17 protein-coding genes are annotated in these 20,646 nt (G+C 58.5%); 8 read left to right on the forward strand and 9 right to left on the reverse strand.

Annotated elements, in window-relative coordinates:
- Positions 1-226, reverse strand: a 226-nt coding sequence (locus tag M0D69_RS35745; protein ID WP_301786546.1) for a LysR family transcriptional regulator, incomplete at its 3' end; no start/stop codon positions are given.
- Positions 227-634: 408 nt separating this feature from the next.
- On the opposite strand from M0D69_RS35745, the gene M0D69_RS35750 reads away from it, so the two are divergent.
- The 4 genes from M0D69_RS35750 (at position 635) to M0D69_RS35765 (ending at position 5,728) form a co-directional block, all read left to right on the forward strand.
- Positions 635-2,788 carry a sigma 54-interacting transcriptional regulator gene (locus tag M0D69_RS35750; RefSeq protein WP_301786547.1) on the forward strand — a complete coding sequence of 718 codons (2,154 nt, stop codon included), beginning with the start codon at positions 635-637 and terminating at the stop codon, positions 2,786-2,788.
- 230 nt (positions 2,789-3,018) lie between these two features.
- A complete protein-coding gene (locus M0D69_RS35755) occupies positions 3,019-4,434 on the forward strand; it encodes an aldehyde dehydrogenase family protein (protein ID WP_301786548.1) in 1,416 nt (471 codons plus the stop codon).
- Between the two features lie 44 nt (positions 4,435-4,478).
- On the forward strand, positions 4,479-4,943 hold the full coding sequence (locus tag M0D69_RS35760) for a nuclear transport factor 2 family protein (protein WP_301786549.1): 465 nt from the start codon (positions 4,479-4,481) through the stop codon (positions 4,941-4,943).
- Between the two features lie 56 nt (positions 4,944-4,999).
- Positions 5,000-5,728 (forward strand): hypothetical protein, encoded by a 729-nt coding sequence (locus tag M0D69_RS35765; protein WP_301786550.1) that lies wholly within the window; start codon positions 5,000-5,002, stop codon positions 5,726-5,728.
- Between the two features lie 688 nt (positions 5,729-6,416).
- Here the strand turns inward: M0D69_RS35765 and M0D69_RS35770 are convergent.
- Together M0D69_RS35770 and M0D69_RS35775 are read right to left on the reverse strand one after the other, a co-directional pair.
- On the reverse strand, positions 6,417-8,168 hold the full coding sequence (locus M0D69_RS35770) for an aldehyde dehydrogenase family protein (RefSeq protein WP_301786551.1): 1,752 nt from the start codon (positions 8,166-8,168) through the stop codon (positions 6,417-6,419).
- Positions 8,169-8,258: 90 nt separating this feature from the next.
- Positions 8,259-8,852, reverse strand: coding sequence for a TetR/AcrR family transcriptional regulator (locus M0D69_RS35775; RefSeq protein ID WP_301786552.1), 594 nt, complete (start codon positions 8,850-8,852; stop codon positions 8,259-8,261).
- 202 nt (positions 8,853-9,054) lie between these two features.
- On the opposite strand from M0D69_RS35775, the gene M0D69_RS35780 reads away from it, so the two are divergent.
- Positions 9,055-9,561, forward strand: coding sequence for a 2,4'-dihydroxyacetophenone dioxygenase family protein (locus M0D69_RS35780; RefSeq protein WP_301786553.1), 507 nt, complete (start codon positions 9,055-9,057; stop codon positions 9,559-9,561).
- A 298-nt stretch (positions 9,562-9,859) separates the two neighbouring features.
- The gene (locus tag M0D69_RS35785) at positions 9,860-11,509 is read left to right on the forward strand and encodes a fatty acid--CoA ligase (RefSeq protein WP_301786555.1); all 1,650 of its coding nucleotides are present in this window, start codon (positions 9,860-9,862) and stop codon (positions 11,507-11,509) included.
- 183 nt (positions 11,510-11,692) lie between these two features.
- Here the strand turns inward: M0D69_RS35785 and M0D69_RS35790 are convergent, their stop codons facing one another.
- The 4 genes from M0D69_RS35790 to M0D69_RS35805 all read right to left on the reverse strand — a co-directional run bounded on the left by M0D69_RS35790 (position 11,693) and on the right by M0D69_RS35805 (position 15,714).
- The gene (locus M0D69_RS35790) at positions 11,693-12,712 is read right to left on the reverse strand and encodes an Ldh family oxidoreductase (protein ID WP_301786556.1); all 1,020 of its coding nucleotides are present in this window, start codon (positions 12,710-12,712) and stop codon (positions 11,693-11,695) included.
- Positions 12,709-14,103, reverse strand: a complete 1,395-nt coding sequence (gene dctA, locus M0D69_RS35795; RefSeq protein ID WP_301786557.1) for a C4-dicarboxylate transporter DctA — start codon at positions 14,101-14,103, stop codon at positions 12,709-12,711. Before dctA ends, M0D69_RS35790 begins: the two co-directional genes overlap by 4 nt.
- 109 nt (positions 14,104-14,212) lie before the next feature.
- A complete protein-coding gene (locus M0D69_RS35800) occupies positions 14,213-15,388 on the reverse strand; it encodes a UxaA family hydrolase (RefSeq protein ID WP_301786558.1) in 1,176 nt (391 codons plus the stop codon).
- Positions 15,389-15,444: 56 nt separating this feature from the next.
- Entirely contained in the window at positions 15,445-15,714 is a 270-nt protein-coding gene (locus M0D69_RS35805; protein WP_266241527.1) for a UxaA family hydrolase, read from the reverse strand.
- A gap of 271 nt (positions 15,715-15,985) precedes the next feature.
- Between M0D69_RS35805 and M0D69_RS35810 the strand changes: the two genes are divergently transcribed.
- Entirely contained in the window at positions 15,986-16,735 is a 750-nt protein-coding gene (locus M0D69_RS35810) for a GntR family transcriptional regulator (RefSeq protein ID WP_301786560.1), read from the forward strand.
- A gap of 185 nt (positions 16,736-16,920) precedes the next feature.
- Here M0D69_RS35810 and M0D69_RS35815 read toward each other — a convergent pair whose 3' ends face one another.
- Positions 16,921-18,279: a dicarboxylate/amino acid:cation symporter gene (locus M0D69_RS35815; RefSeq protein ID WP_301786561.1), complete on the reverse strand. Its 1,359-nt coding sequence runs from the start codon at positions 18,277-18,279 to the stop codon at positions 16,921-16,923.
- A 30-nt stretch (positions 18,280-18,309) separates the two neighbouring features.
- Positions 18,310-19,344, reverse strand: coding sequence for a D-cysteine desulfhydrase (locus tag M0D69_RS35820; protein ID WP_301786562.1), 1,035 nt, complete (start codon positions 19,342-19,344; stop codon positions 18,310-18,312).
- A gap of 332 nt (positions 19,345-19,676) precedes the next feature.
- Here M0D69_RS35820 and M0D69_RS35825 point away from each other — a divergent pair, with 332 nt between their 5' ends.
- Positions 19,677-20,633 carry a LysR family transcriptional regulator gene (locus M0D69_RS35825; RefSeq protein WP_301786563.1) on the forward strand — a complete coding sequence of 319 codons (957 nt, stop codon included), beginning with the start codon at positions 19,677-19,679 and terminating at the stop codon, positions 20,631-20,633.
- Positions 20,634-20,646: the final 13 nt, after the last annotated feature.

The following is a 20,646-nucleotide window of genomic DNA, read 5'->3' on the forward strand; positions in this document are numbered from 1 at the left end:
CCAGATCCTCGAGTATGCGCTGGCCGCAGTCGTACAGCGTGTGTCCGGCTTGCGTTAGTTCGATACTTCGCGTCGAGCGACGCAGGAGTTGTGCGCCGGTTTCGCGTTCCAGCAGCTTCAGCCGCTGGCTGATGTTGGCGCGCGTCATGCCGAGTTGGCGCGCGGCGGCGCTGAGACTGCGCGATTCTACAATCTCGACGAATAGGCCGATCAGATTCAGGTCCATGGGGCGGTTGTCAATTCAGTCTGAACAGGCGTCGCTATATTAGGTCTGTTGTCGCCGCTTGGATAGCAGCCGTCCTGAAAGGACCAGCCGCGCCAAGTGCATATTGGCGTCTATTCGCCAGATCCTGGTTCCATGGCGCTCAATTTTTGTCGTCGAATAGAAGCTGTTGTGTTTCAGCATTTGCACAACTCGCCTATGCGCCTACTGAGCAAGGCGCAAGTGACGGAATCTACAGATGTTTAACCCGCTAATGATTGGCGAAATTTCGCCAATAACGATATGCTGAAGAAGAAGCGCAGTGTCACCGGGAAGCGAGAATTCTGTTATTGCTACTGACTCCCGGAAACCGGATGGCAAGCGCCTGAACAATGGTCAACGCACTCACCGGTTCTCACCGAGGGCTGCATCATGAATGACTTCACCAGGGAATCGCTGCAATTCACTCTAAATCTGATTCCGGCGCACACCTGGTACGCGGATCCGTCCATGGCCCTCACGTTCCTGAATGAGCGAAGCGCGGATTACCTGGGCCTTGCGAAGGACCATCCTCTTCGGTTCGGCATCGAGACAGGCGCGGTGTGGGACTCCCATCTAGCGTTTCTCCATCCCGACGATCACGAGGCGGCACGCAGCGTCTGGTCAGAGTGCGTCAGAACGGGATCCGCAGGTGAAGTGACTTTTCGGGTGCGTAACGCTGAAGGCGGATATCGCAGGTTCCTCAGTCGCGCCGAACCTCGCCGGGCGAATGATGGAACGCTACGTGGCTGGATTGGCATCAACCTCGATATTGAAGAACGAAAGCGGGCCGAGTTTTACCTGGCGGAAGGTCAGCGCCTTGCGCACATCGGCAACTGGGCATTCAACGCTGCCGGCTTTGAATACTGGTCTGCCGAGTTGTTCCAGATCCACGGCCTTGAGCCGGGTGGCAAGGCGCCGAGTATTCCGGAATATATGGCGCTCGTGCACCCCGGTGATCGAGACTTCGTGGCGCACGAAATTCGGAAGATGCTGGCAGACCACCGTGGCTTCGACTTCACGAAACGGATTGTGCGGCCCGACGGAGCCATTCGTTATATCCGTTGCGTCGGTACGCCTGCGACCGACGGCGAGACTTTCCGGGGACTCGTCGGAACGGGGATGGATGTAACGGAGCAGGAGCAACTCACGCAGGCGCTGCGCAAGAGCGAGGAGGAGCTCCGGCAGATTGTGGATCTCGCGCCGCAACACGTAGGCGTACTGGGCCCGAACGGCGAGCGCCTCTACGCGAACCGCACGGCGCTCGCCTATCTCGGCACCCGTCTGGACGATTGGTTGCACGGAGCCATTGGATCTCACGTTCATCCTGACGACCGCGAACGGCTAATAGCGTTTGCAAGTCGTTTGTCGGCCGGTTCAGTCCCTGAGCTGGAATTGCGCCTGCGTAAGAACGACCGAAGCTATCGCTGGTTTCTGGCTCGTTATAACCCGGTCTGCGACGAGCACGGACGGCTGCTCCGCTGGTATGTTGCATGTACGGATATCGAGGAGCGCAAGCGAGCCGAGGAGAGACTGCAACAGGAAAACGTGGCGCTTCGCGAGGAAATCGACAAGACCTCCATGTTCGAAGAGATTGTCGGCACGTCGCCCGCCCTGACGGTTGTGCTTGGACGAGTTTCCAAGGTTGCAGCCAGCGATTCGACGGTATTGATCACTGGCGAGACCGGGACCGGCAAGGAACTCATCGCCCGTGCGGTTCACCGGCGGTCGCGCCGCTCCTCGAGGGCGTTCGTGACAGTGAACTGCGCCGCGATTCCGCGCGAGCTGATTGCCTCAGAACTGTTTGGGCACGAGAAGGGGGCCTTCACAGGTGCCACCCAGCGGCGACTCGGCCGCTTCGAACTCGCCGACGGCGGAACGATTTTTCTGGATGAGGTCGGCGAACTGTTGCCCGACACGCAGGTCGCGTTGCTGAGGGTGCTGCAGGAACGCGAGTTTGAGCGCGTTGGGGGCAGGGAGGCTATCCGCGTAGACGTTCGCATTATCGCGGCCACCAATCGTGATTTGAGTGAAGCCGTGGCCGATGGAAGCTTCCGCCAGGACCTCTTCTATCGCCTGAACGTTTTCCCTGTTGAGATGCCGCCATTGCGGGAGCGGATACAGGACATTCCCCTGCTGGCAGAATATTTCATCGACCACTACGCGCGCAAGGCGGGTAAAGCATTCAAGCGCGTCAACAAGCGGACACTGCATCGCCTGCAATCCTATCCGTGGCCAGGGAACGTGCGCGAACTGCAAAACGTCATCGAGCGCTCAGTGATTGTGTGCGACTCCGAAGAATTCACGATCGACGACAGTTGGCTACCGACACGACCATCGGTAGACAGCAGGCTTGCGCTATCCAGCACGCTCGTGGCACATGAGAAGACGATCATCGAGGACGCGCTGCGCGTCTGTGACGGCCGGGTCTATGGACCCTCGGGTGCGGCGACACGGCTCGGCATTCCTCGCTCGACGCTCGAATCGAAGATCCGCGCGCTGAGGATCGACAAGAGCCGTTTTCGGCAGCGGCCCGCGAACCGTTAAGCAGTCGGCTGTTGTACAGGAGTTCGCCATTGGCGAAATGGCGCCAATGTGCGGACTTAAAAGTCCTTGTAAATTCAATATATTGCTGTTGGCTCAGTAATTGCCTCAGACATCGCCATGGGCCCTGCTGAAGCATCGCAGCGGGGCAGAGCCGGCGATCGCGAGGCATTGATTGGTTCGCTCGCGCCATCGTCCTTCATCCCGACCGCAAGTCATTAAGGAAAGGTGCGATGAAAACAATCACTCAACACTACATCGATGGGGCGTTCGTTGAATCCCACGGGCGCGAGGTCATGGTCAGCGTCAACCCGGCCATCGATACAGCGATCGCCTACGCAATGTTGGGCGATGAGGAAGATGCGCGGCGCGCCGTCGGCGCAGCCAGGCATGCTTTCCCCGGCTTCGCCCGGACGAGCAGGGAAGAGCGCGCGACGTTGTTGCGCCGGCTGCACGAGGTCGTTGCGGCGCGCATCGACGATCTGACGGTGGCCATGGTCGATGAGTATGGCGGCACCGTTCAATTCTCCTCGCTTATTGTACGGATGGCCGCCGACTCGTTCTTGCATGCAGAGAAGGCGCTCCACCAACTGCCGTTGGTTCGAACCTGGGGCCAGACGACGGTGACCCTGGAGCCGGTCGGCGTCGCCGGTCTGATCACGGCCTGGAATTCGAATGCGCTGTTTGTCTGTCTCAAGCTGGCCTCGGCCATTGCCGCCGGGTGCACGGTCGTCGTCAAGCCCAGCGAGCTCAGCGCATTGCAGACGCACGTGTTGCTGAAGTGTCTGCACGAGGCACAACTGCCGCCGGGGGTGTGCAATGTCGTCACGGGCCGCGGGGATGACGTTGGTGCCGAGCTGGTCCGCAATCCTGACGTGGCGAAGATCTCATTCACGGGTTCGGTTGCCGTTGGCGAGAGGATCATGCGCGACGGCGCTGCGACGATGAAGCGGGTCACCCTCGAACTGGGTGGCAAGTCGCCCAACATCCTGCTTGACGACGTTGCGCTCGATAAGGCGATTCCGACTGCCTTGGGCATCGCCTTCCTGAACAGCGGTCAAGCCTGCGCGGCAGGGACGCGGCTCCTCGTGCCGAAGAGTCGGCTCAACGAGGTCAAGCGCGCCATTGTGGATGCGATCTCGGCCTTTCCCGTTGGCGATCCGGCCGACCCGAAGACTGCTGTCGGACCGATGGTGACGCAGAAGCAGTACGAGCGCGTGCAGTCCTATATCCAAAAAGGTATCGCCGAGGGCGCTGAAGTACTGGTCGGCGGCGAAGGCCATCCGCCGGGTCTTGAGAAAGGTTGCTTCGTGAGACCGACGGTATTTGTCAATGTGACGAACGACATGACGATTGCCCAGGAGGAGATTTTCGGTCCTGTCCTGTGTGTCATCGCCTACGAAACCGATGAAGAGGCGATCAGGATTGCCAACGACTCACGATACGGCCTCCACGCCTTCGTGAGCGGGACCAACCTGGAACGCGCACGCCGCGTGGCTTCTCAGCTCCGCGCTGGCCGCATTGCAATCAACGGTATGCGTGATGACCCACAGGCCCCCTGGGGTGGATTCAAATATTCTGGCGTTGGCCGGGAATTCGGCACGTACGGGATCGAGGCGTTTCTCGAACCACGGGCCATCCTGGAGTGACCATTCTTACCGTACCAGAACGAATCGAATTAGGAAACCCATTCATGATAAAGCACGAATCCATCTCCCCCAGCGAAGCTGCGGATCGACTCGCCATCCGGGAGCTTATCGAAGCCTACGCACACTGCGCCGATCGTCGCGACCCGACAGGTCAGATGGCGCTCTTTACGGCGGACACCCATTTCGTGGTGTACATGAACGCAAAAGATCTGACGCCCTCAATGGAGTTGCACGCGCGCGAGGCGCTCGCTCCGGTCTTTGCGGACCTGAACCAGTACGACGCGACCACGCACTTCGTCGGACAGAGCACGATCTTCACGCTGACGGATGACCGGGCCACGGGTGAGGCCTACTGCATGGCATATCACGTAAAGGTCGACGATGGAAACCGACGCTTGATGCTCGCCTCCCTTCGCTATCACGACACATTTGCAAAAATAGATGGCCTGTGGCTATTTGCGGAGCGCCTGTTATACGTCGATTGGCTGGAGGATCGCGCAATGTCGTGAACACAAAACTGACCTATGGATTCAATGGGCACCTTTAACGAAACTTCGGGGTGTAGATGAATACTCTGACGGCAGGCCAAACACGGCTTGTTATTGTAGGCGCGAGCGGGATGGTTGGCGGGTATGCTCTGCGCTACGCGCTCGATGACCCTGCCATCGGGAGTGTAACGTCGATAGGCCGGAAGAAGCTTGGTATCTCGCATCCCAAGCTGAACGAGGTTCTGCATCAGGACTTCGCGGACTGCTCCGCACTCGCTGAAGTGCTCTCGGGTCAGAACGCTGCCGTTTTTTGCCTGGGTGCGTACACCGGGGCGGTGTCTGGCTCAGAGCTCCGTACAATCACCGTGGACTACACAGTCGAGTTCGCGCGAGTTCTCCGCGACAGCAGTCCTGATTCAGCGTTCTCCTTCTTGAGCGGCAGTGGCGCGGACCCGACAGGGCAAAGTCGGATGGCCTTCGCACGCTACAAGGGGGAGGCCGAGAAGGCGCTACTCGCGGCCGGGTTCCCTCGCGTTTACATCTTCCGGCCGGCGTACATCTACCCCGTGGAGCCACGGAAGGAACCAATTTTCAGCTATCGCTTTTTGCGCTGGTTTTATCCAGTGTTTCGGGTCCTATTCCCGAAACAGGTGATTCGAGCCGACGACCTGGCTCGCGCTATGGTCAATGTCGTCGTCGAGGGAACAGGCAAGACACCCAGCATGATTTTCGAGAACAGTGACATCAGAGCTATGGCTGTGTCGCTAGGTACCCAACAGGGCGATGCAGCGAATGGGTGCATATGAGAAAACGCGCCGAGTAAGGCGATGGTCAAGCATGATCTGAACGTACGCTGGCGAGTACACCATTCGTAAGTGAGTGGCCTAGCCGCATTCCGCTTGATGTAGCTGCCGGAATGGGCCCGATGCCACTTGCACAAGGACGCCATGCGGGCGGGGGACCACATTGTCATCTACATGCAACGTTTCGATGCGCTCGCTCGAAAGCCGTGCAGCGTGGTGGCGAAGGGGAGAATTGCTAATTCGAGCGTGTTGGGCGGCCCTCATGGCGTGGTCGTCAGTTTCCAGTTCGCGCCGCGGCTTCGGCCTTCGACTGTGACCGATGTGTTATTGCTGGCTATTCAGAATTGCGTGAATATCGTGGCAGAGCCAGCCGCGACGGTCACAACCACAACCGCAGGGTAGCAGGCCATCGACTACGAGGTTACGTTTTTCGTGCAGGAAGCCGACAAGGTGTCCGATACGTTTAACGTTTTCTACGATGCCGCGCATCGGAAAGCTATCCCGCTTGCAAGGCGAGTAACACAGTCAAGAAGCTGTCAGTAGGTTTGACGGAGGCGATTTCTGCAGACGATCTCCTGATCAGGCGTAGTGACAACCGCGCCTTCGAGAAGATGCCGAACGAGCGACTGATAGATGTGTGTATCGGTTGCAGACGCGCATATCTATAGGGGCATCAGGCTGTCCTTATTAGTCAGCCGCGCACCGCGCTGACAAAAATACCAAGAAGCTTAAACAGCGACGGACGCGCTTGAAACGCCAGTAATTTGCGAACTGTCGCGGCTGAAGTCCGGTTACTAATGAACCAAGGCGGTCGGGGCAGCATGGCGAAACTTCCGTGCAACAATGCTCTCGGGAATGGTCGAAACGGCGCGCGGACCACAGACCGCTGTGGGCGGTCGAATAGAAAGCAGTTGTGTACGACCCCGCGCCCACTTTGGATGTCATTCATGGGGTGACCAGGAAATGCGCCCCAAGGCGTCTGAGCCAACAGGAATCCGAGGCCAGTCCAGGCATTTACCGCAATGGTGCCGTAACGGAGAACGGTGAGCAGGGCTTCGAAGCGCGAGCCCAGTGCTTTTTCAGTCGCCGGATCGATGATGACGTTTGCGCCAAGCGTGCCGTGAAGTTTCGTGTTGGAAAAGTCGATTGCCGATTCGAGGAACGCTTCAGGTGCGGCGCCCGGTAAGAACACGACAGTGAGCGCCGGACCGAAAACTTCGGTTCGGAACGCGTAGTCATCGTGTACGCTGGCGCCATCCAGGATTGCAACCAATCGTGGCGCATCAGAGTCGCGGGCAAGCGACAACGCTGCTGGATAGTGCTCTTGGAAGGCCGCCAAACGATCGCTGCTTCCTGGGTAGTAAAGCGGCCTGGTCGGCGTGGAAGAGAAAATCTTCTCCAATTCCGAAAGTAGTGCTGATGCGTGCGGCCAATCCTGCGGCAAGATAAGGACTTGGCTTGCTACGCAGTTGAAACCGGAATTGTGTAACTTCTGGGTCGCTATATGCTCAGCCTGAAAGCGAATGTCCGCGGCTGTCCAGTTCCCTGGGACGACAATCGTCGGACAGACTGCGCCGAGTTCGCTCGTAATGGGACGCGTGTTCAAACGGATGTCTTGCGCCTTGCGTTTCGCCCCTTCCTCTCCGGTGCCGAAGACAATTGCGTCGTGGGACGCTGCACTTCCGGTAATGTGCAATGTCTCCACGAGGGGGTGGCCTGTGAGAAAAACGCCGACATCCGTGCCTCCGTTGACAATCGCAAACACGCCCTCTTCAATAAGGGCTGCAAAGATTTTCTTGAAAACAGGCAAGAGGTAGGCTGTGACCGGATTTAGTTTGAGGACGACAACACTGTGTTCGGCGTACAGCTTGTACAGAGCGTCTAACGGCGCGATGCTGGTAATGTTGCCGGCTCCGAGAACCAGTGAAAGTGAGCCGACGCTGGATTGGCGCATGGGATCATAGGCGCTGGCAACGAATCGGCGAAGGTTCGATGGCAGTACGCCCGGTTCCATCCAAACCTCGGCGCTGACGCCACTCAACAGTAAGCGATCAGTCAGCGTCGTGGGAAACACTTGCACTGCTGTCTGGTTAGTCGCGGTTGTGCGTACTTTCATTGCATCCAGAAAGCGAAGACCATCCAGCTGCGTTAGCGTGCAAAGCAGCACATCGACTGCCGTCAGAGCTGCCCACGGCCCCGAGGTCCATTCTTCACCGACGAGCGGGGAATCCGCGGGCACACCCTTTGCTGTGGAAGCGAGCCTGGCCCATTCATCCGCGTTTTGGACTAGCGCTTCACGAATCAGCTTCAATAGCTCAACGCGACGGCTCACCGGCGTCGTCGCCCATTTTTCCTTATTCGCTGATACGGTAGCTACAATCCGTTCGACCGGGTGCAGGCTGGAGCTGAGTGCGTCGTCCGCAACTTGCGTGAAACTCTTCATCGATCTGATCCCTAACCCGAGTCTCGAGCGCTCGAGGTTCGGCATTATTAGGACGATCGTCCTAATTTGTCAATTTTTTGGACAGACGACCTATTTTGTAGTGGTCGGAATCGCTACAACCAGCAGGTGCCGCATGGTGCGCCGAAATCGCTTGCCTTCGGGGTCCTTTCCAGAGAGTGTCAGTTGCAGTGCATTGAGGAAGTGTGCATCAAGCAGGAGAAATGTCTGATGGATCGTTCCGCGTGATGCCTCAGACTGCTGCAGGTGAAGAAGGATAGATGTGGCGTTCTCCAGGTCCCGCTCGATCTCCGAGGTGGCCGCGCGCAAACTTGGATTAAACAACGCTTGAGCGCGTAGGTCGTACCAGAGACGATGAATTTTCGCGTCCCGTGTAGCGGCTACGAGTAGCAGGTCGATGACAGAGGTTACGCGGTTCTTCGTGGTTCCTTCCTGCTCCATCGCTTCCACTAGACGACCAATGAAGCGGGTCTTGTAGCGACGTATTGTGTAGAGAATGAGGTCGGTCTTGCTCTCAAAGTAATAGTGCAGCTGCCCTAAGTTGATTTCTGCAGCTTCCGCGATGTCGCGCAGCGACGTTTCAGCGTACCCGTGTTCCGCAAAGCACCTGATCGCGTGGTCAGCGATCTCGATCCGACGATTTTCGCGCTTTGCGGTTTGTCGCATGTCGTAGTATTCCCGTTGTTTGTGCCTCGTTCTCTGGCCTTTCTCACACTATCGGAAAGAACAGGCGAGTGGCGCGTAAAGTACAAAATGGGGCGGCACAGGTCAAGCTCCCATGGGCGAGTTGCGATTGAATAGGCACTGGAGATTGCGCACGGTTCACGCTGCGCACGCCCAGCCCCCAACACAATCGGAGACTCATTCCATGAACGCAGAAGCGACGCTAGCCCTCAACGATGTTTCCGCGATCGACACGGTCCATATCGCTGGAAACGCCACGCCGTGGATTCCCTTCGCGCCGATCAACGACAAGATTCTACTCAAGTACTTCAAAATCAACCCCGTCACGGGTGAAGTGGTCTTGCTCATGAAGGCGGCCAAAGGCGAAGGCGCGCATATTCATCGCCATACCGGCACGGTGATGGTCTACACACTCAGTGGTCGCTGGAAATACGACCAGCACGATTGGATCGCGCAAGCCGGCGATTTCGTGTTTGAGCCATCGGAGTCGTCACACTCGTTCACGAATCTCTCCGACGACGACAATGGTATGGCGCTCGTGGTGTCGACCGGTGAGCTCCACTTCCTCGACGAAGACGGCAAGGTCACGTTCGTCGAGACGTGGCGGACGGCTTTGAGCCGCTATCAGGAGTACTGCAAAGCCCATCAGGTGCCCGAGATCGACCTGACCGGTTCCCAGGGCGGCCGTTAAGCGACGTCGACGCACATGATCCACGCCTCTGCTGTGGATCAGCGCGGCTACGCCGAGGACGCCCGGCCGAAGGATATTGCGTCCTACGCGGCCGGGCATCGTCACTCGCACGCCCTGGCATTCGCCAATCAACCGGGCGTAGGGCGCTTCCATCTGATTGCCCACGACTGGGCCCGTGCCCTCAATAGCATGCCTGCATAACCCGGCTCGAGAGCGTCGCCGAGATGCCACTACGCGGACGCCGCTGGTGGATGCATTCGTGAACCGGGTACCCACTATCGGAACCAAGGAGATGTAGATGCACGACCAGGCGATGAATCCGACGCTGTCAGCCTATGCTTATCCATTGCTGATCAAGCACCTGCTGCATACGCCACTCGCCCACGCGCCGAACCAGGAGATCGTGTACAGAGGGCAGAAGCGGTTGACCTACAGGACGTTGGGTGAACGCATTGCGCGGCTCGCCGGCGGTCTGAGCCGACTCGGAGCGCAGCATGGCAGTACTGTCGCGGTCATGGACTGGGACAGTCATCGCTATCTCGAATGCTACTTCGCGATACCGATGATGGGTGCCGTCTTGCAGACGGTGAACGTGCGGCTCTCGCCTTCAGAAATCGCCTACACGATCAATCACGCCGGCGCGGAGATCCTGCTCGTTCACACCGATTTTCTACCTGTCGTGGAAGCGATCAAGGACAAGCTAGAAACGGTGCGCACATTCGTCCGGATCGAAGAGGAAGGCAGCGAAGCGTGCGCCCACACGATTCCATTCTCCGACGAATACGAAAACCTGCTTGCCAGGAGCGCGTCCAGTTATGCGTTCCCGGATTTCGACGAGAACACACGGGCGACCACGTTCTACACGACAGGCACCACCGGCTTGCCCAAGGGCGTCTACTTCACACATCGGCAACTGGTGCTGCACACGATTACCGCCATGGCTGCGCTGGCGAGCCCGGTGTCGGGGCAACGTTTTCATCGCGGTGACGTCTATATGCCGCTTACTCCGATGTTTCATGTTCACGCCTGGGGCATACCCTACATCGCCACGGTGCTTGGTGTGAAGCAGGTTTATCCAGGGCGCTATGTACCGGAGCGGCTCGTGCAACTGATACGCGACGAAGCAGTTACGTTCTCGCACTGCGTCGGCACGATTCTGCACATGCTGTTGGGCTGTCCAGAGGCGAAAGATGTCGATCTGGGCGAGTGGAAAGTCATCATCGGCGGCGGCGCATTGCCTCACGGCCTCGCGCGCGCCGCGCTCGACCGTGGCATCGATATCTTTACCGGCTACGGCATGTCCGAGACGTGCCCCATCCTGAGCCTCGCGCAGTTGAGGCCGGACAGCGGGGACATCGACACGGAAGAGGAGGTGCGCCTACGCTGCAAGACCGGTTATCCCGTGCCGCTCGTCGACTTGCGCATCGTGAACGAGAACATGGAAGACGTCGCGCACGACGGCAAGGCGTTTGGCGAGATCGTTGTGCGCGCACCGTGGCTTACCCAGGGCTATCTGAAGAATCCGGAGGCGTCCGGGCAGCTCTGGGAAGGCGGTTATCTGCATACCCAGGATATTGCCAACATCGACGCTACGGGCAATCTGCAGATCACCGATCGCATCAAGGACGTGATCAAGTCAGGCGGGGAGTGGGTCTCGTCGCTTGAAATCGAAAGCCTGATTTCGCAGCATCCAGGTGTTGCGGAAGTTGCCGTGATCGGTGTCAAGGACGAAAAGTGGGGCGAACGGCCCGTGGCGCTGGTCGTACCCAGGAAGGGCCTAACCACGACGCTGACGGAGGAGGATGTCAAAAAGCACGTCCTCGCGTTCAGCGAGAAAGGGCAGATCTCGAAGTACGCGGTACCGCAGATCGTCAAGCTCGTCGAGGCGCTCGAAAAAACGAGCGTCGGCAAGATGAACAAGAAGCGTCTGCGTGAACAGTTTATCTGACCGGTGAAATGGAGGAGACGACACGATGAGCATCCCGGGCTATGGCGTGGCAACGCTTGACGACTGGTTTCACTCGGCGAGAGCGTGGGGCACTCGCCCGCGGTCCAGCAGACGTTGAACGCGTGGTGGCTGAATCTCGCGCACCAGCTCGTGGTGCGCTATCGGCTATTGCGTCGCGGACAATTAAAACTGACAGCGGCGTTCCAGTTGCGCAAGCAGCGTCGCCGGTATCCCGATGCCATCACGTGCGGCAACCTCGGCCACCTTATCTCGCCGATAACCCGGCAGGCGTACACCGTCGTCCACGAGCATCAGGTCGATCAGCGTCTCGATCCGCTCTTCGTATATCGCGGTACCCGCGAGCGCAGCCGGGTCGATGATCCAGAAAAGATGTCCGACGCGCGAACGCGCGCCCTGGGCGGTGAGAAACGATCCCGCTTCCGCGCCGAATTGCGCGCCCGATAACGCGGCAGCCAACAGTTCAACCATCAGCGCGAGCATCGCACCCTTGGCACCGCCGAACGGCAGCATCATGCCGTCGAGCGCGGCCTGCGCATTCGTTGTCGGCTGGCCGTCCGCAGTTGTCGCCCACCCCTGCGGAATCGGCTTGCCATCTCGCGCCGCAACCATGATCTTGCCGCGCGCCACTTGGGATAGCGACAGGTCGATGGTGAGTGGCCGGTCCCTCGAGCGAGGAAATACTGCAGCGATCGGGTTTGTGCCGAACAGCGGTTTCTTGCCGCCCCAGGCCGGCATCGACGCAGGCGCATTGCTGAATGCGAGCCCAACGAGCCCAGCCGCGCCGATCGCTTCGAGGTGATACGCCCCCGCGCCAAAATGATGGCTGCGCACGATGCTCGCCGCTGCCGTACCGAACTGTCGCGCACGTTCAATGCCGGTCGCAATCGCCAGCTCGCAGGCCGCGAACGCGAGGCCGTCGGCGGCATCAATCAGAAAGGCCGCGCCCTTGTCGCGTACGATGCCCGGCACGGCGGCCGGATCGACCCGGCCGTTGCGCAGTTGCGCGATGTACATCGGCAGGCGCGCAACGCCGTGCGACGCGAGCCCGTGCGCGTCCGCGTAGACGAGCGCGCGCGCCGTAGCGTCGGCGGTCGCAGGCGCCGCTCCCGCTCCAAGCAAGGCCTCGCGAGCCAGTTTGGTCAGTTCATCAGCCGGAAGGTACCGCAGGTTCGGATCGCTCATTCGCGACCCTCGCGCATCGCCTGACGCGACGACAGTGGCAGTATCCTGCCGTCCACCCCATCTGTCCTTTCCAGCGGTTCTTCGCTGCGCGGCGAGGCAAGCACGGCACGGGCCGTCTCGATGTCGAACACGCCTTCCCAGCGCGCGACGACTAGCGTTGCCACCGCATTGCCTATCATGTTCACCAGCGCGCGCACTTCGTTCAGCACGCGGTCGATGCCGATGATGAGCGTGATGCCCGCCACCGGAATGATCTGGTGCGACGAGAGTGTCGCCGTCAACGCAACGAGCGCTGCCCCCGCGACGCCGGCTCCCCCCTTCGACGTCACCATCAGGATCGCGAGCAGTCCGACCTGCTGCATCAGCGTGAGGTGTGTGTTGGTCGCCTGTGCGATGAAGAGCGAGGTCATCGTGAGGTAGATCGCGGCGCCATCAAGGTTGAATGAATAACCGGTCGGCAGCACGAGACCGACGACCGACTTCGGGCAGCCGAGCCGCTCGAGCTTCTCCATCAGGCGCGGCAGCACGGATTCGGTTGTGGACGTGCCGAGCACGATCAGCAGTTCTTCGCGCAGGTATTTGAGGAGCGGCCAGAGACCCACGCCCGCCCAGCGGCATGCCATACCCAGCACGATTGCGACGAACAGGACGCTCGTGATGTAGAAGCACAGGATTAGCAGGCCGAGCTGCTGGAGACTCGCAATGCCGTACTTACCAACCGTGAATGCGATCGCGCCGAAGGCACCGAGCGGCGCGAGCCGCATGATCATCTCGACGATCCGCATCAGCACATCACCAAACTGCTCGATGCCGCGCTGAAGAATCCGGCTGCGCCCGGACATGATCGACAACGCTATCCCGAACAGCACCGAAAAGAGTAGTACCTGCAACAGATCACCGCGCGCGAACGCGCCGACGACCGAATTCGGCACGATCTGATCCAGGAAACTCGCCTGCGACTGCGTGTGCGCCTCGCTCACGAAGCGCGAAACGCCGCTCGCATCGAGCGTCGCGGGATCGATGTTGAGCCCCGCGCCTGGATGCACGACGTTCGCGATCACGAGGCCGATGACAAGCGCGATCGTGGTCACGACTTCGAAATAGAGGATCGTCTTGAAGCCCACGCGCCCGACCTGCTTCAGGTTCTCCATGCGTGCGATGCCAACCGACACCGTGCAGAAGATCAGGAGCGTGATCAGCATCTTGATCAGGCGGATGAAGGTGTCGCCGAGCGGCTTGAACTGAACGCCGAGTGAAGGCGCGAAATGACCGACGAGAATGCCGGCGGCAAGTCCGATCAGGACCTGCACATAGAGATGCTTGAGCACGCGCACGATGGTGTCTCCTCCACTCGCTGCTGCCAGAAGATAGACGGGCGCGTCGCACGGCACGCGCCGCTTCGTCGAGCGGTGTCGTGCCGGCGCGCGCACGGGACGGGGACTTCGTTTTGCCCTGCTGCTTCTATCGGTATTGCAATGATGCGTCCGTGCCTGCGGCAAATCAGGCGCTTTCGAACAGTCGCGTGAGCACGAATTCTCGATGGCCGAGCGTTTCCGCCGAAGTCCAGCGGCCGTTCGCCGTAGCGAGCATGCATTCGAGCAGGCGGTCTCCGGACTGGTCGAGGTTTTGCTCGCGTTGCAGGATGCCGGATACGTCTACATCGATATGCTCACTCATCGTGCGCACAGTGCGCGGGTTCGCGCAGATCTTGATGACCGGCACGATCGCGTTGCCGATTACGTTGCCTTGCCCCGTCGGGAAAAAGTGAACCGCGAAACCCGAGGCCGCACAAAGCGTGACCATCTCGGCCGCAGCGGACGACGAATCCATGAACCAGAGGCCCGGATGCGTCGGTATTTCGGCCTTGTCGAGCACACCGTCGACCATGCACTTCTTGCCGATTTTCTGGATGTTGCCGAGCGCTTTTTCCTCGATTGTCGTGAGGCCGCCCGCGATGTTGCCCTTGGTTGGCTGCGACTCCGAGAGGTCGTCGGTCTTCCAGCGATTGATCATGTCCTGGTAGCGATCGAACATGAACTGGAAGCGCTCGCGCACGCCGTCGTTCGCGCAGCGCGCAGCCACAATCTGCTCGCCGCCCGTCAGCTCCGATGTCTCGCCGAACACGAGGGTGGTGCCGAGGCCGTACAGCTTATCGAACGCGTTACCGACGGTTGGGTTCGCGCCGCAGCCGGACGTGGTATCTGACTCGCCGCATTTCGTCGATACCCACAGGTCGCTGATCGGGCATTCCTCGCGCTCCAGCGAGGTTGCATATTGCACCATTTCCTTCGCCGCTTTCGACGCGCGCATGATCGTGTCGTGGTCGCCATGCAGTTCGATGCCGAAGCCCATGACCGGCTTGCCCGACGCCGCGATGCCGTCGACCACGCGCTTGGTCCAGCCTTCCTCGATTCCGATTACGACGACCGCCGCGACGTTCGGGTTGCTGCCCGCACCGATCAGCGTGCGAAAGTGCAGGTCGAGGTCCGCACCGAACTGCAGACGGCCATACGGATGCGGCAGCGCCATCGTGCCCTTGATGTTGTTCTCGACCGCCTGCGCAGCCGCGTTCGACAAATCGTCGACCGGCAGGATGATCACGTGATTGCGTACGCCCACGCGGCCGTTGCTGCGGCGATAGCCGCGGAAAGTCGTATCCAGTTCAATTACGCTCATGGTGTCTCTCTCGATATGGGGAAGCGAAATGCTTGTTGCTTATAGGGGCGGCCGGCTTACCAGCGCTTCGTCTTGATGTTATGCACATGGGCGTGCTCGCCCGCAGTGATCGGTGCGACCACCTTGCCGATATCGACGCCGTACTTGAACACGGTGTCACCGACAGCCATGTCCTTGAGCGCCACCTTGTGGCCAATTGGAATGTCCTGCTTCGCGGCCACGGTCACGATCTCGTCCTCATCCATGATCCACGCGTTCAGTTGCGTTCCTGCCTGAATCCCTTCGACGACTGCCACGCCCACCGTATCCCTGGCCTCGTGCAGCACGATGTGGATCGTCTTGCGTTCACCCGTCTCAGCCGCCGTGCTCGCGGCGCCATTCGTTTCTGCTGCTGCATAACTCATCTGCGTCTCCTGATTGAGTTCAATAAGTGGCCGGTGCATGCCGGGCGGCGAACCGCATGCCGCCGCTGCGTTGTGTTGAAGTCATCTTAGGCAGCAAATTCATCCATGTCAACTAGATCATCTATATGTATTGGATGAGTTAGTTATGCGGTAAAATCGGGGCCACACGTTTCAGAAGAATTCAGGGAGCACCATGACGGAAACGCCGGCCGCCGTCGGCGGTACGCGATACAAGGAAGTGAAGAGCGCACTGCTAGCAGCGCTCGCAGCGCAGGAATGGAAGGGGGGCGAAGCGATCCCGGCGGAAAAACGTCTCGCGGAACGCTTTGGCGTCTCGATCGGCACGCTGCGCAAGGCCATCGACGAACTATGCGCCGAGAACATACTCATCAGGCATCAGGGGCTCGGCACGTTCGTCGCGATGCATCAGCGCGATCGGCATTTCTTCCGCTTCTTTCGCATCGTGCGCAACGATGGGGACAAGACCTATCCCACCGTGAGCCTTGTTAACTTCCGTAAAACGAAGGCAACGCGGAAAGTCGCGGCTCGGTTGCGAATCAGCGAGGGGGCGCCTGTCTTTCAGTTCACGAATCAGCTCGCACTGCACGGCGTGGTCGTGATCGTCGAGAACATCGTGGTGCCGGTGGCGCGCTTCCCTGACCTCACGGAAGCCGCACTGCGCAATCGTCCGAACACGCTCTACAACTTCTATCAGGATACGTTCGGCATCAACGTGGTAAGCACAGACGAGCGGGTACGCGTTGGACAGGCGAGCGAGCTCGAGAGCGGATTGCTCGAACTCGCCTCAGGGGCGCCCGTGCTGGAAGTCGAGCGGATCGCGTATTCGTACAATGAACAGGCGGTCGAGTACCGACTCTCACATGTGAACACGCAGGAATACGATTATGTATCGAGCTATGCGCGCCCCTCGAGCGACGGATAAACATTGAGAAAAGCGACCTGGGCCGCCCGTTAGCGTTGACAAACGCGCTCGAGATTTGAAGAGGTAGCGCGCAACGGCAAAAAGCCGTTAATTTTTCGGAGAGTCGACGACAACATTCTCGACGACTCTCGATTTCGCCATGGCGCAGAACCGGCAATATAATCATTTGCCTTGCAAGGACAACATCATCGCGGTTGCCCGGCATGGGGAAAGGATGCGGTCACCGCTGGCACAGCAGGTGAATCTTCGCCGGGAGAAAACTTTTGGGTTGCCGTTGCAGCAACCTGGAATTGCGCCGCCGAGGTGTATTCTCGACCTGCCCATGGCTGAAGCGCACCTTCCCATTTTGCGATTGCGGCTGCGGCGATGCAATTGCCCACGACGTTTGTCGTGGTTCGGCCCATATCGATAAACTGATCAATCGCCAACAACAGAACGACACCTTCGACGGGCAGGCCAAACAGTGGTAGCGTCGCTGCAATCACGATAATCGCGGCACGAGGAACTCCGGCAACTCCTTTGCTAGTCAGCATCATGACCAACAGCATCGCAAGTTGCTGGCTGAAAGACAGATGAATATTAGCGGCTTGCGCAATGAACAGGGCGGCAAAGGCCTGATACATCATTAAACCGTCAAGATTGAATGCGTAAGCCAACGGTAGGATGAGATTGCTGATCCGGGGACTGATTCCAAAGCGGGCGAGCTGCTCCAATGTCTTGGGATATGCGGCCTCACCGCTTGCTGTACTGAAAGCGACAATCATTGGCTCACGAATCAGTTTGAGCAGAGAAAACACGGATCTTCCCAAGACCAGATATCCGGCCAGTATCAGAATGCACCACAGGATCACCATGCCGACATAAACGGAACCAATGAATTTCCCATAAGTTAGCAGGACCCCCAGTCCTTGAATGGTGACGACGGAAGCAATCGCACCAAATACACCGAACGGTGAAAAGCGCATCACGTAGGACGTGATTTTCAGCATTAACATGAAGGCGCCATCAATGCACGTAATCAAGGCCGTGGGCAACACTTCCTTCATTGCGCCAGCCGCGATGCCAAAAAAAACCGCGAATACCAAGATCGGTAAAATCTCATTTGACGCCATCGCCTGAAAGATGCTTGTTGGCACGACGTGGGAAACGAAATTCGAGAGATTGAAAGCAGTCGTGCTGATCGATGCACCGGCCGAAGGCTCCGGCAGGTGCACCGAATGACCGAGGTCAAGGAAGTTTGCCAGAAGCATTCCGATCAACAGCGAGATAAACGACGCACACACAAACCAACCCAATGCGCGGAGTCCCACCCGACGAACAACTTTTGCGTCGCCAACTGCTGCTAACCCCGAAACAATACCGCAGAAGACCAGTGGTGCGATTACCATCTTTATCAGGCGCAAAAAGATGTCCGAGATCAACGTGAATTGTCCCGCGATAGATTTCGCCATTGCTGGGGACGTAGTCTGGTGGCACACATACCCGACGACAATGCCGGCAACCATACCAACAAAAATGGCGAGTCCAAGACGACTTTGCTTCATGCTTCCTCCCTTGGCGGTGCGCGGCGATCTTTAGCGAATATTGCGCGTGTCGATTTCGTTAGGCAGCTGAGCCTGGAAAGCATCCATGTAGCCGAACAATGCCGCGCTACCGCCTGTATGCACGAACACGACGTTTTCGTCGGGCTTGAAATGACCTTTCCGGATCAGACCGATCAAACCGGCCATCCCCTTACCCGAATAAACCGGGTCCAGAAGAATGCCTTCGGTGCGGGCTAGCATTGTGACCGCCTCCACCATACCGGCAGTCGGTATGCCGTAGCCATCACCCACGTAGTCACAGTTGGCAACCACGCGTTCGCGGGCAACAGCCCCCGGCATATCGAGGTACTCGGCAGTCTCACACGCGAGCCTGAAGACGCTCTGCTCCTGAGCCTCGCGCGGCGCACGCACGCCGATGCCGAGAACGTTGATACCACTCTGACTACCCTCGAAGCCAGTCACAAGGCCTGCCTGGGTGCCTGCGCTTCCGGTCGCATGAACAACGTGGTGTACAACCAGTCTCTGTTGATTTGCCTGCGTGAGGATCTCGAGTGCACAGTTGACGTAACCCAAAGCACCAATGGCGTTAGATCCACCTCCGGGGATGATGTACGGTTTCCCAGCACCTGCACGCACTTCGTCCGCGACGACGCGCATCGCGTCGTTCATGTCGGTCCCGCTGGCGTAAATCCGAGTCGGCGCTCCCATGAGGCGTTCGAGGAATACGTTACCCGAGTGCAGATAGCTGGGGTCTCGGGAGCCAGTACGATCTTCAAGTAAAAGGACGCAGCGCATGCCCATACGCGCAGCCGCCGCCGCGGTCTGTCGCGCATGGTTAGATTGAGTGGCGCCCTGCGTGATGAGCGTATCTGCACCTTTTTCTAGCGCATCAGCGATAAGAAACTCAAGCTTGCGCGTCTTGTTTCCTCCTGTCGCCAAACCCGTGCAGTCGTCGCGTTTGATGAAAAGTTTTGGACCCCCAAGCAGCTTGCTCAGACGGGGCATTGGCTCCAGAGGGGTATCGAAATGGCCAAGCTGGATTCGTGGAAATTTTGAAAGATGCATGAAATACCTTTACTGGTTGAAAAAGCAGGGCAGAGGACGGCCGCAAGCTGCGGCGATCGCGCGGTTGCGATCAGGGACCTTGGGGTTCGAATCGAGAAGCACATGCAGATGGTCCTGTTCGCAGGTAAATGGCGTGGCAGCGACAAGCTTCGACAGGAAGTCAGTGCCTGCCTGGGGACCCATGCCGCCAAGGACCCCGATTACCATTGCTTCAGATCTAGGGTTTTTGCTCATCTCTGTCGAAGCGTCCAATCGACATCGTTGGACTAAGGATAATTTTTGACAAAATTGAGCGCCAATTCTGGTTTTTGATGAAACTATGCAAATATGGAATGGTCTGGTGGAACTTATCCTTGTGCCGTCTAAGGGAAGATCACATGGAACTTAAATGGCTTGAAGACTTTGTGTCGGTAGCGAAGCTGCGCAACTTTTCTCATGCCGCACAGGCGCGGCACGCAACGCAGCCTGCCATCAGCCGACGCCTCAAGGCGCTGGAAAACTGGTACGGCGTACCTCTGGTGGACCGAAGCACCTACCCGGTCGCGCTGACCGAAGCGGGTGTCGGATTCCTGCCTCTCGCCGAGGCGGTTGTCGCAGATCTGTATCGAAGTCGGCGCGAAGCGCGAGCGGTCCATGAACGGGCGGGTAAAACGATCCGTTTTGCACTGCCACACTCACTAGCCGGCTCGTTCTTCGCAAACTGGTGGCGCACGCAGCGCCGCCCTCGTGGAGTTACTGCCGTCATTACCGCGGCCGACTTCGACGAATGCGTTGAAATGCTCCTCTCTGGTGCTTGCCACTTTCTAATCTGCTATCAACATGCAGCAGTTCCGGTCGGATTCGAGGCGAATGGAATATCATGCACGCGGATCGGTGCTGATCGTCTCGTCCCTGTATCGGCATGCGGCGACGGTGGAGGTGCGATTTTCGAACTTTTCGGGGAAAAACGTATCGAGCTTCCGTTGCTTGCATACACAAGGACATCGTTCCTCGGCCGAGTCGGCGGCACATTGCATGCACGACTTGAAGCCCATACGGACGTTGTACTTCACTTCGAAACAGCGCTAGTCGAAGCGTTGAAGGCGGAAGTTCTATTAGGAGAAGGCGTCGCGTGGCTTCCGGAATCGATGATCGGGGTGGAGTTACAGTCGGGAAAATTGCAGATCGTAGGCGATATGTTTTTAACTACACCGCTAGAAATTTCGTTATGCAGAACAACGGGATTGTTTGTCGGACCCCGCGATTTTCTAAATGAAATCTGGACCAAAGCTTCCGAGGACATTGGCTAGAAAAGAATAGCAC

Origin of the sequence: Caballeronia sp. SEWSISQ10-4 2 (assembly GCF_030464885.1) — a bacterium.
Lineage (GTDB): Bacteria > Pseudomonadota > Gammaproteobacteria > Burkholderiales > Burkholderiaceae > Caballeronia.

What these genes read in the sequence shown, in the direction of transcription:
- M0D69_RS35750 (WP_301786547.1), top strand. Translation starts at nt 635, where the DNA reads ATGAATGACTTCACCAGGGAATCGCTGCAATTCACTCTAAATCTGATT.
- M0D69_RS35755 (WP_301786548.1), top strand. Translation starts at nt 3,019, where the DNA reads ATGAAAACAATCACTCAACACTACATCGATGGGGCGTTCGTTGAATCC.
- M0D69_RS35760 (WP_301786549.1), top strand. Translation starts at nt 4,479, where the DNA reads ATGATAAAGCACGAATCCATCTCCCCCAGCGAAGCTGCGGATCGACTC.
- M0D69_RS35765 (WP_301786550.1), top strand. Translation starts at nt 5,000, where the DNA reads ATGAATACTCTGACGGCAGGCCAAACACGGCTTGTTATTGTAGGCGCG.
- M0D69_RS35770 (WP_301786551.1), bottom strand. Translation starts at nt 8,168, where the DNA reads ATGAAGAGTTTCACGCAAGTTGCGGACGACGCACTCAGCTCCAGCCTG.
- M0D69_RS35775 (WP_301786552.1), bottom strand. Translation starts at nt 8,852, where the DNA reads ATGCGACAAACCGCAAAGCGCGAAAATCGTCGGATCGAGATCGCTGAC.
- M0D69_RS35780 (WP_301786553.1), top strand. Translation starts at nt 9,055, where the DNA reads ATGAACGCAGAAGCGACGCTAGCCCTCAACGATGTTTCCGCGATCGAC.
- M0D69_RS35785 (WP_301786555.1), top strand. Translation starts at nt 9,860, where the DNA reads ATGCACGACCAGGCGATGAATCCGACGCTGTCAGCCTATGCTTATCCA.
- M0D69_RS35790 (WP_301786556.1), bottom strand. Translation starts at nt 12,712, where the DNA reads ATGAGCGATCCGAACCTGCGGTACCTTCCGGCTGATGAACTGACCAAA.
- M0D69_RS35800 (WP_301786558.1), bottom strand. Translation starts at nt 15,388, where the DNA reads ATGAGCGTAATTGAACTGGATACGACTTTCCGCGGCTATCGCCGCAGC.
- M0D69_RS35810 (WP_301786560.1), top strand. Translation starts at nt 15,986, where the DNA reads ATGACGGAAACGCCGGCCGCCGTCGGCGGTACGCGATACAAGGAAGTG.
- M0D69_RS35815 (WP_301786561.1), bottom strand. Translation starts at nt 18,279, where the DNA reads ATGAAGCAAAGTCGTCTTGGACTCGCCATTTTTGTTGGTATGGTTGCC.
- M0D69_RS35820 (WP_301786562.1), bottom strand. Translation starts at nt 19,344, where the DNA reads ATGCATCTTTCAAAATTTCCACGAATCCAGCTTGGCCATTTCGATACC.
- M0D69_RS35825 (WP_301786563.1), top strand. Translation starts at nt 19,677, where the DNA reads ATGGTCTGGTGGAACTTATCCTTGTGCCGTCTAAGGGAAGATCACATG.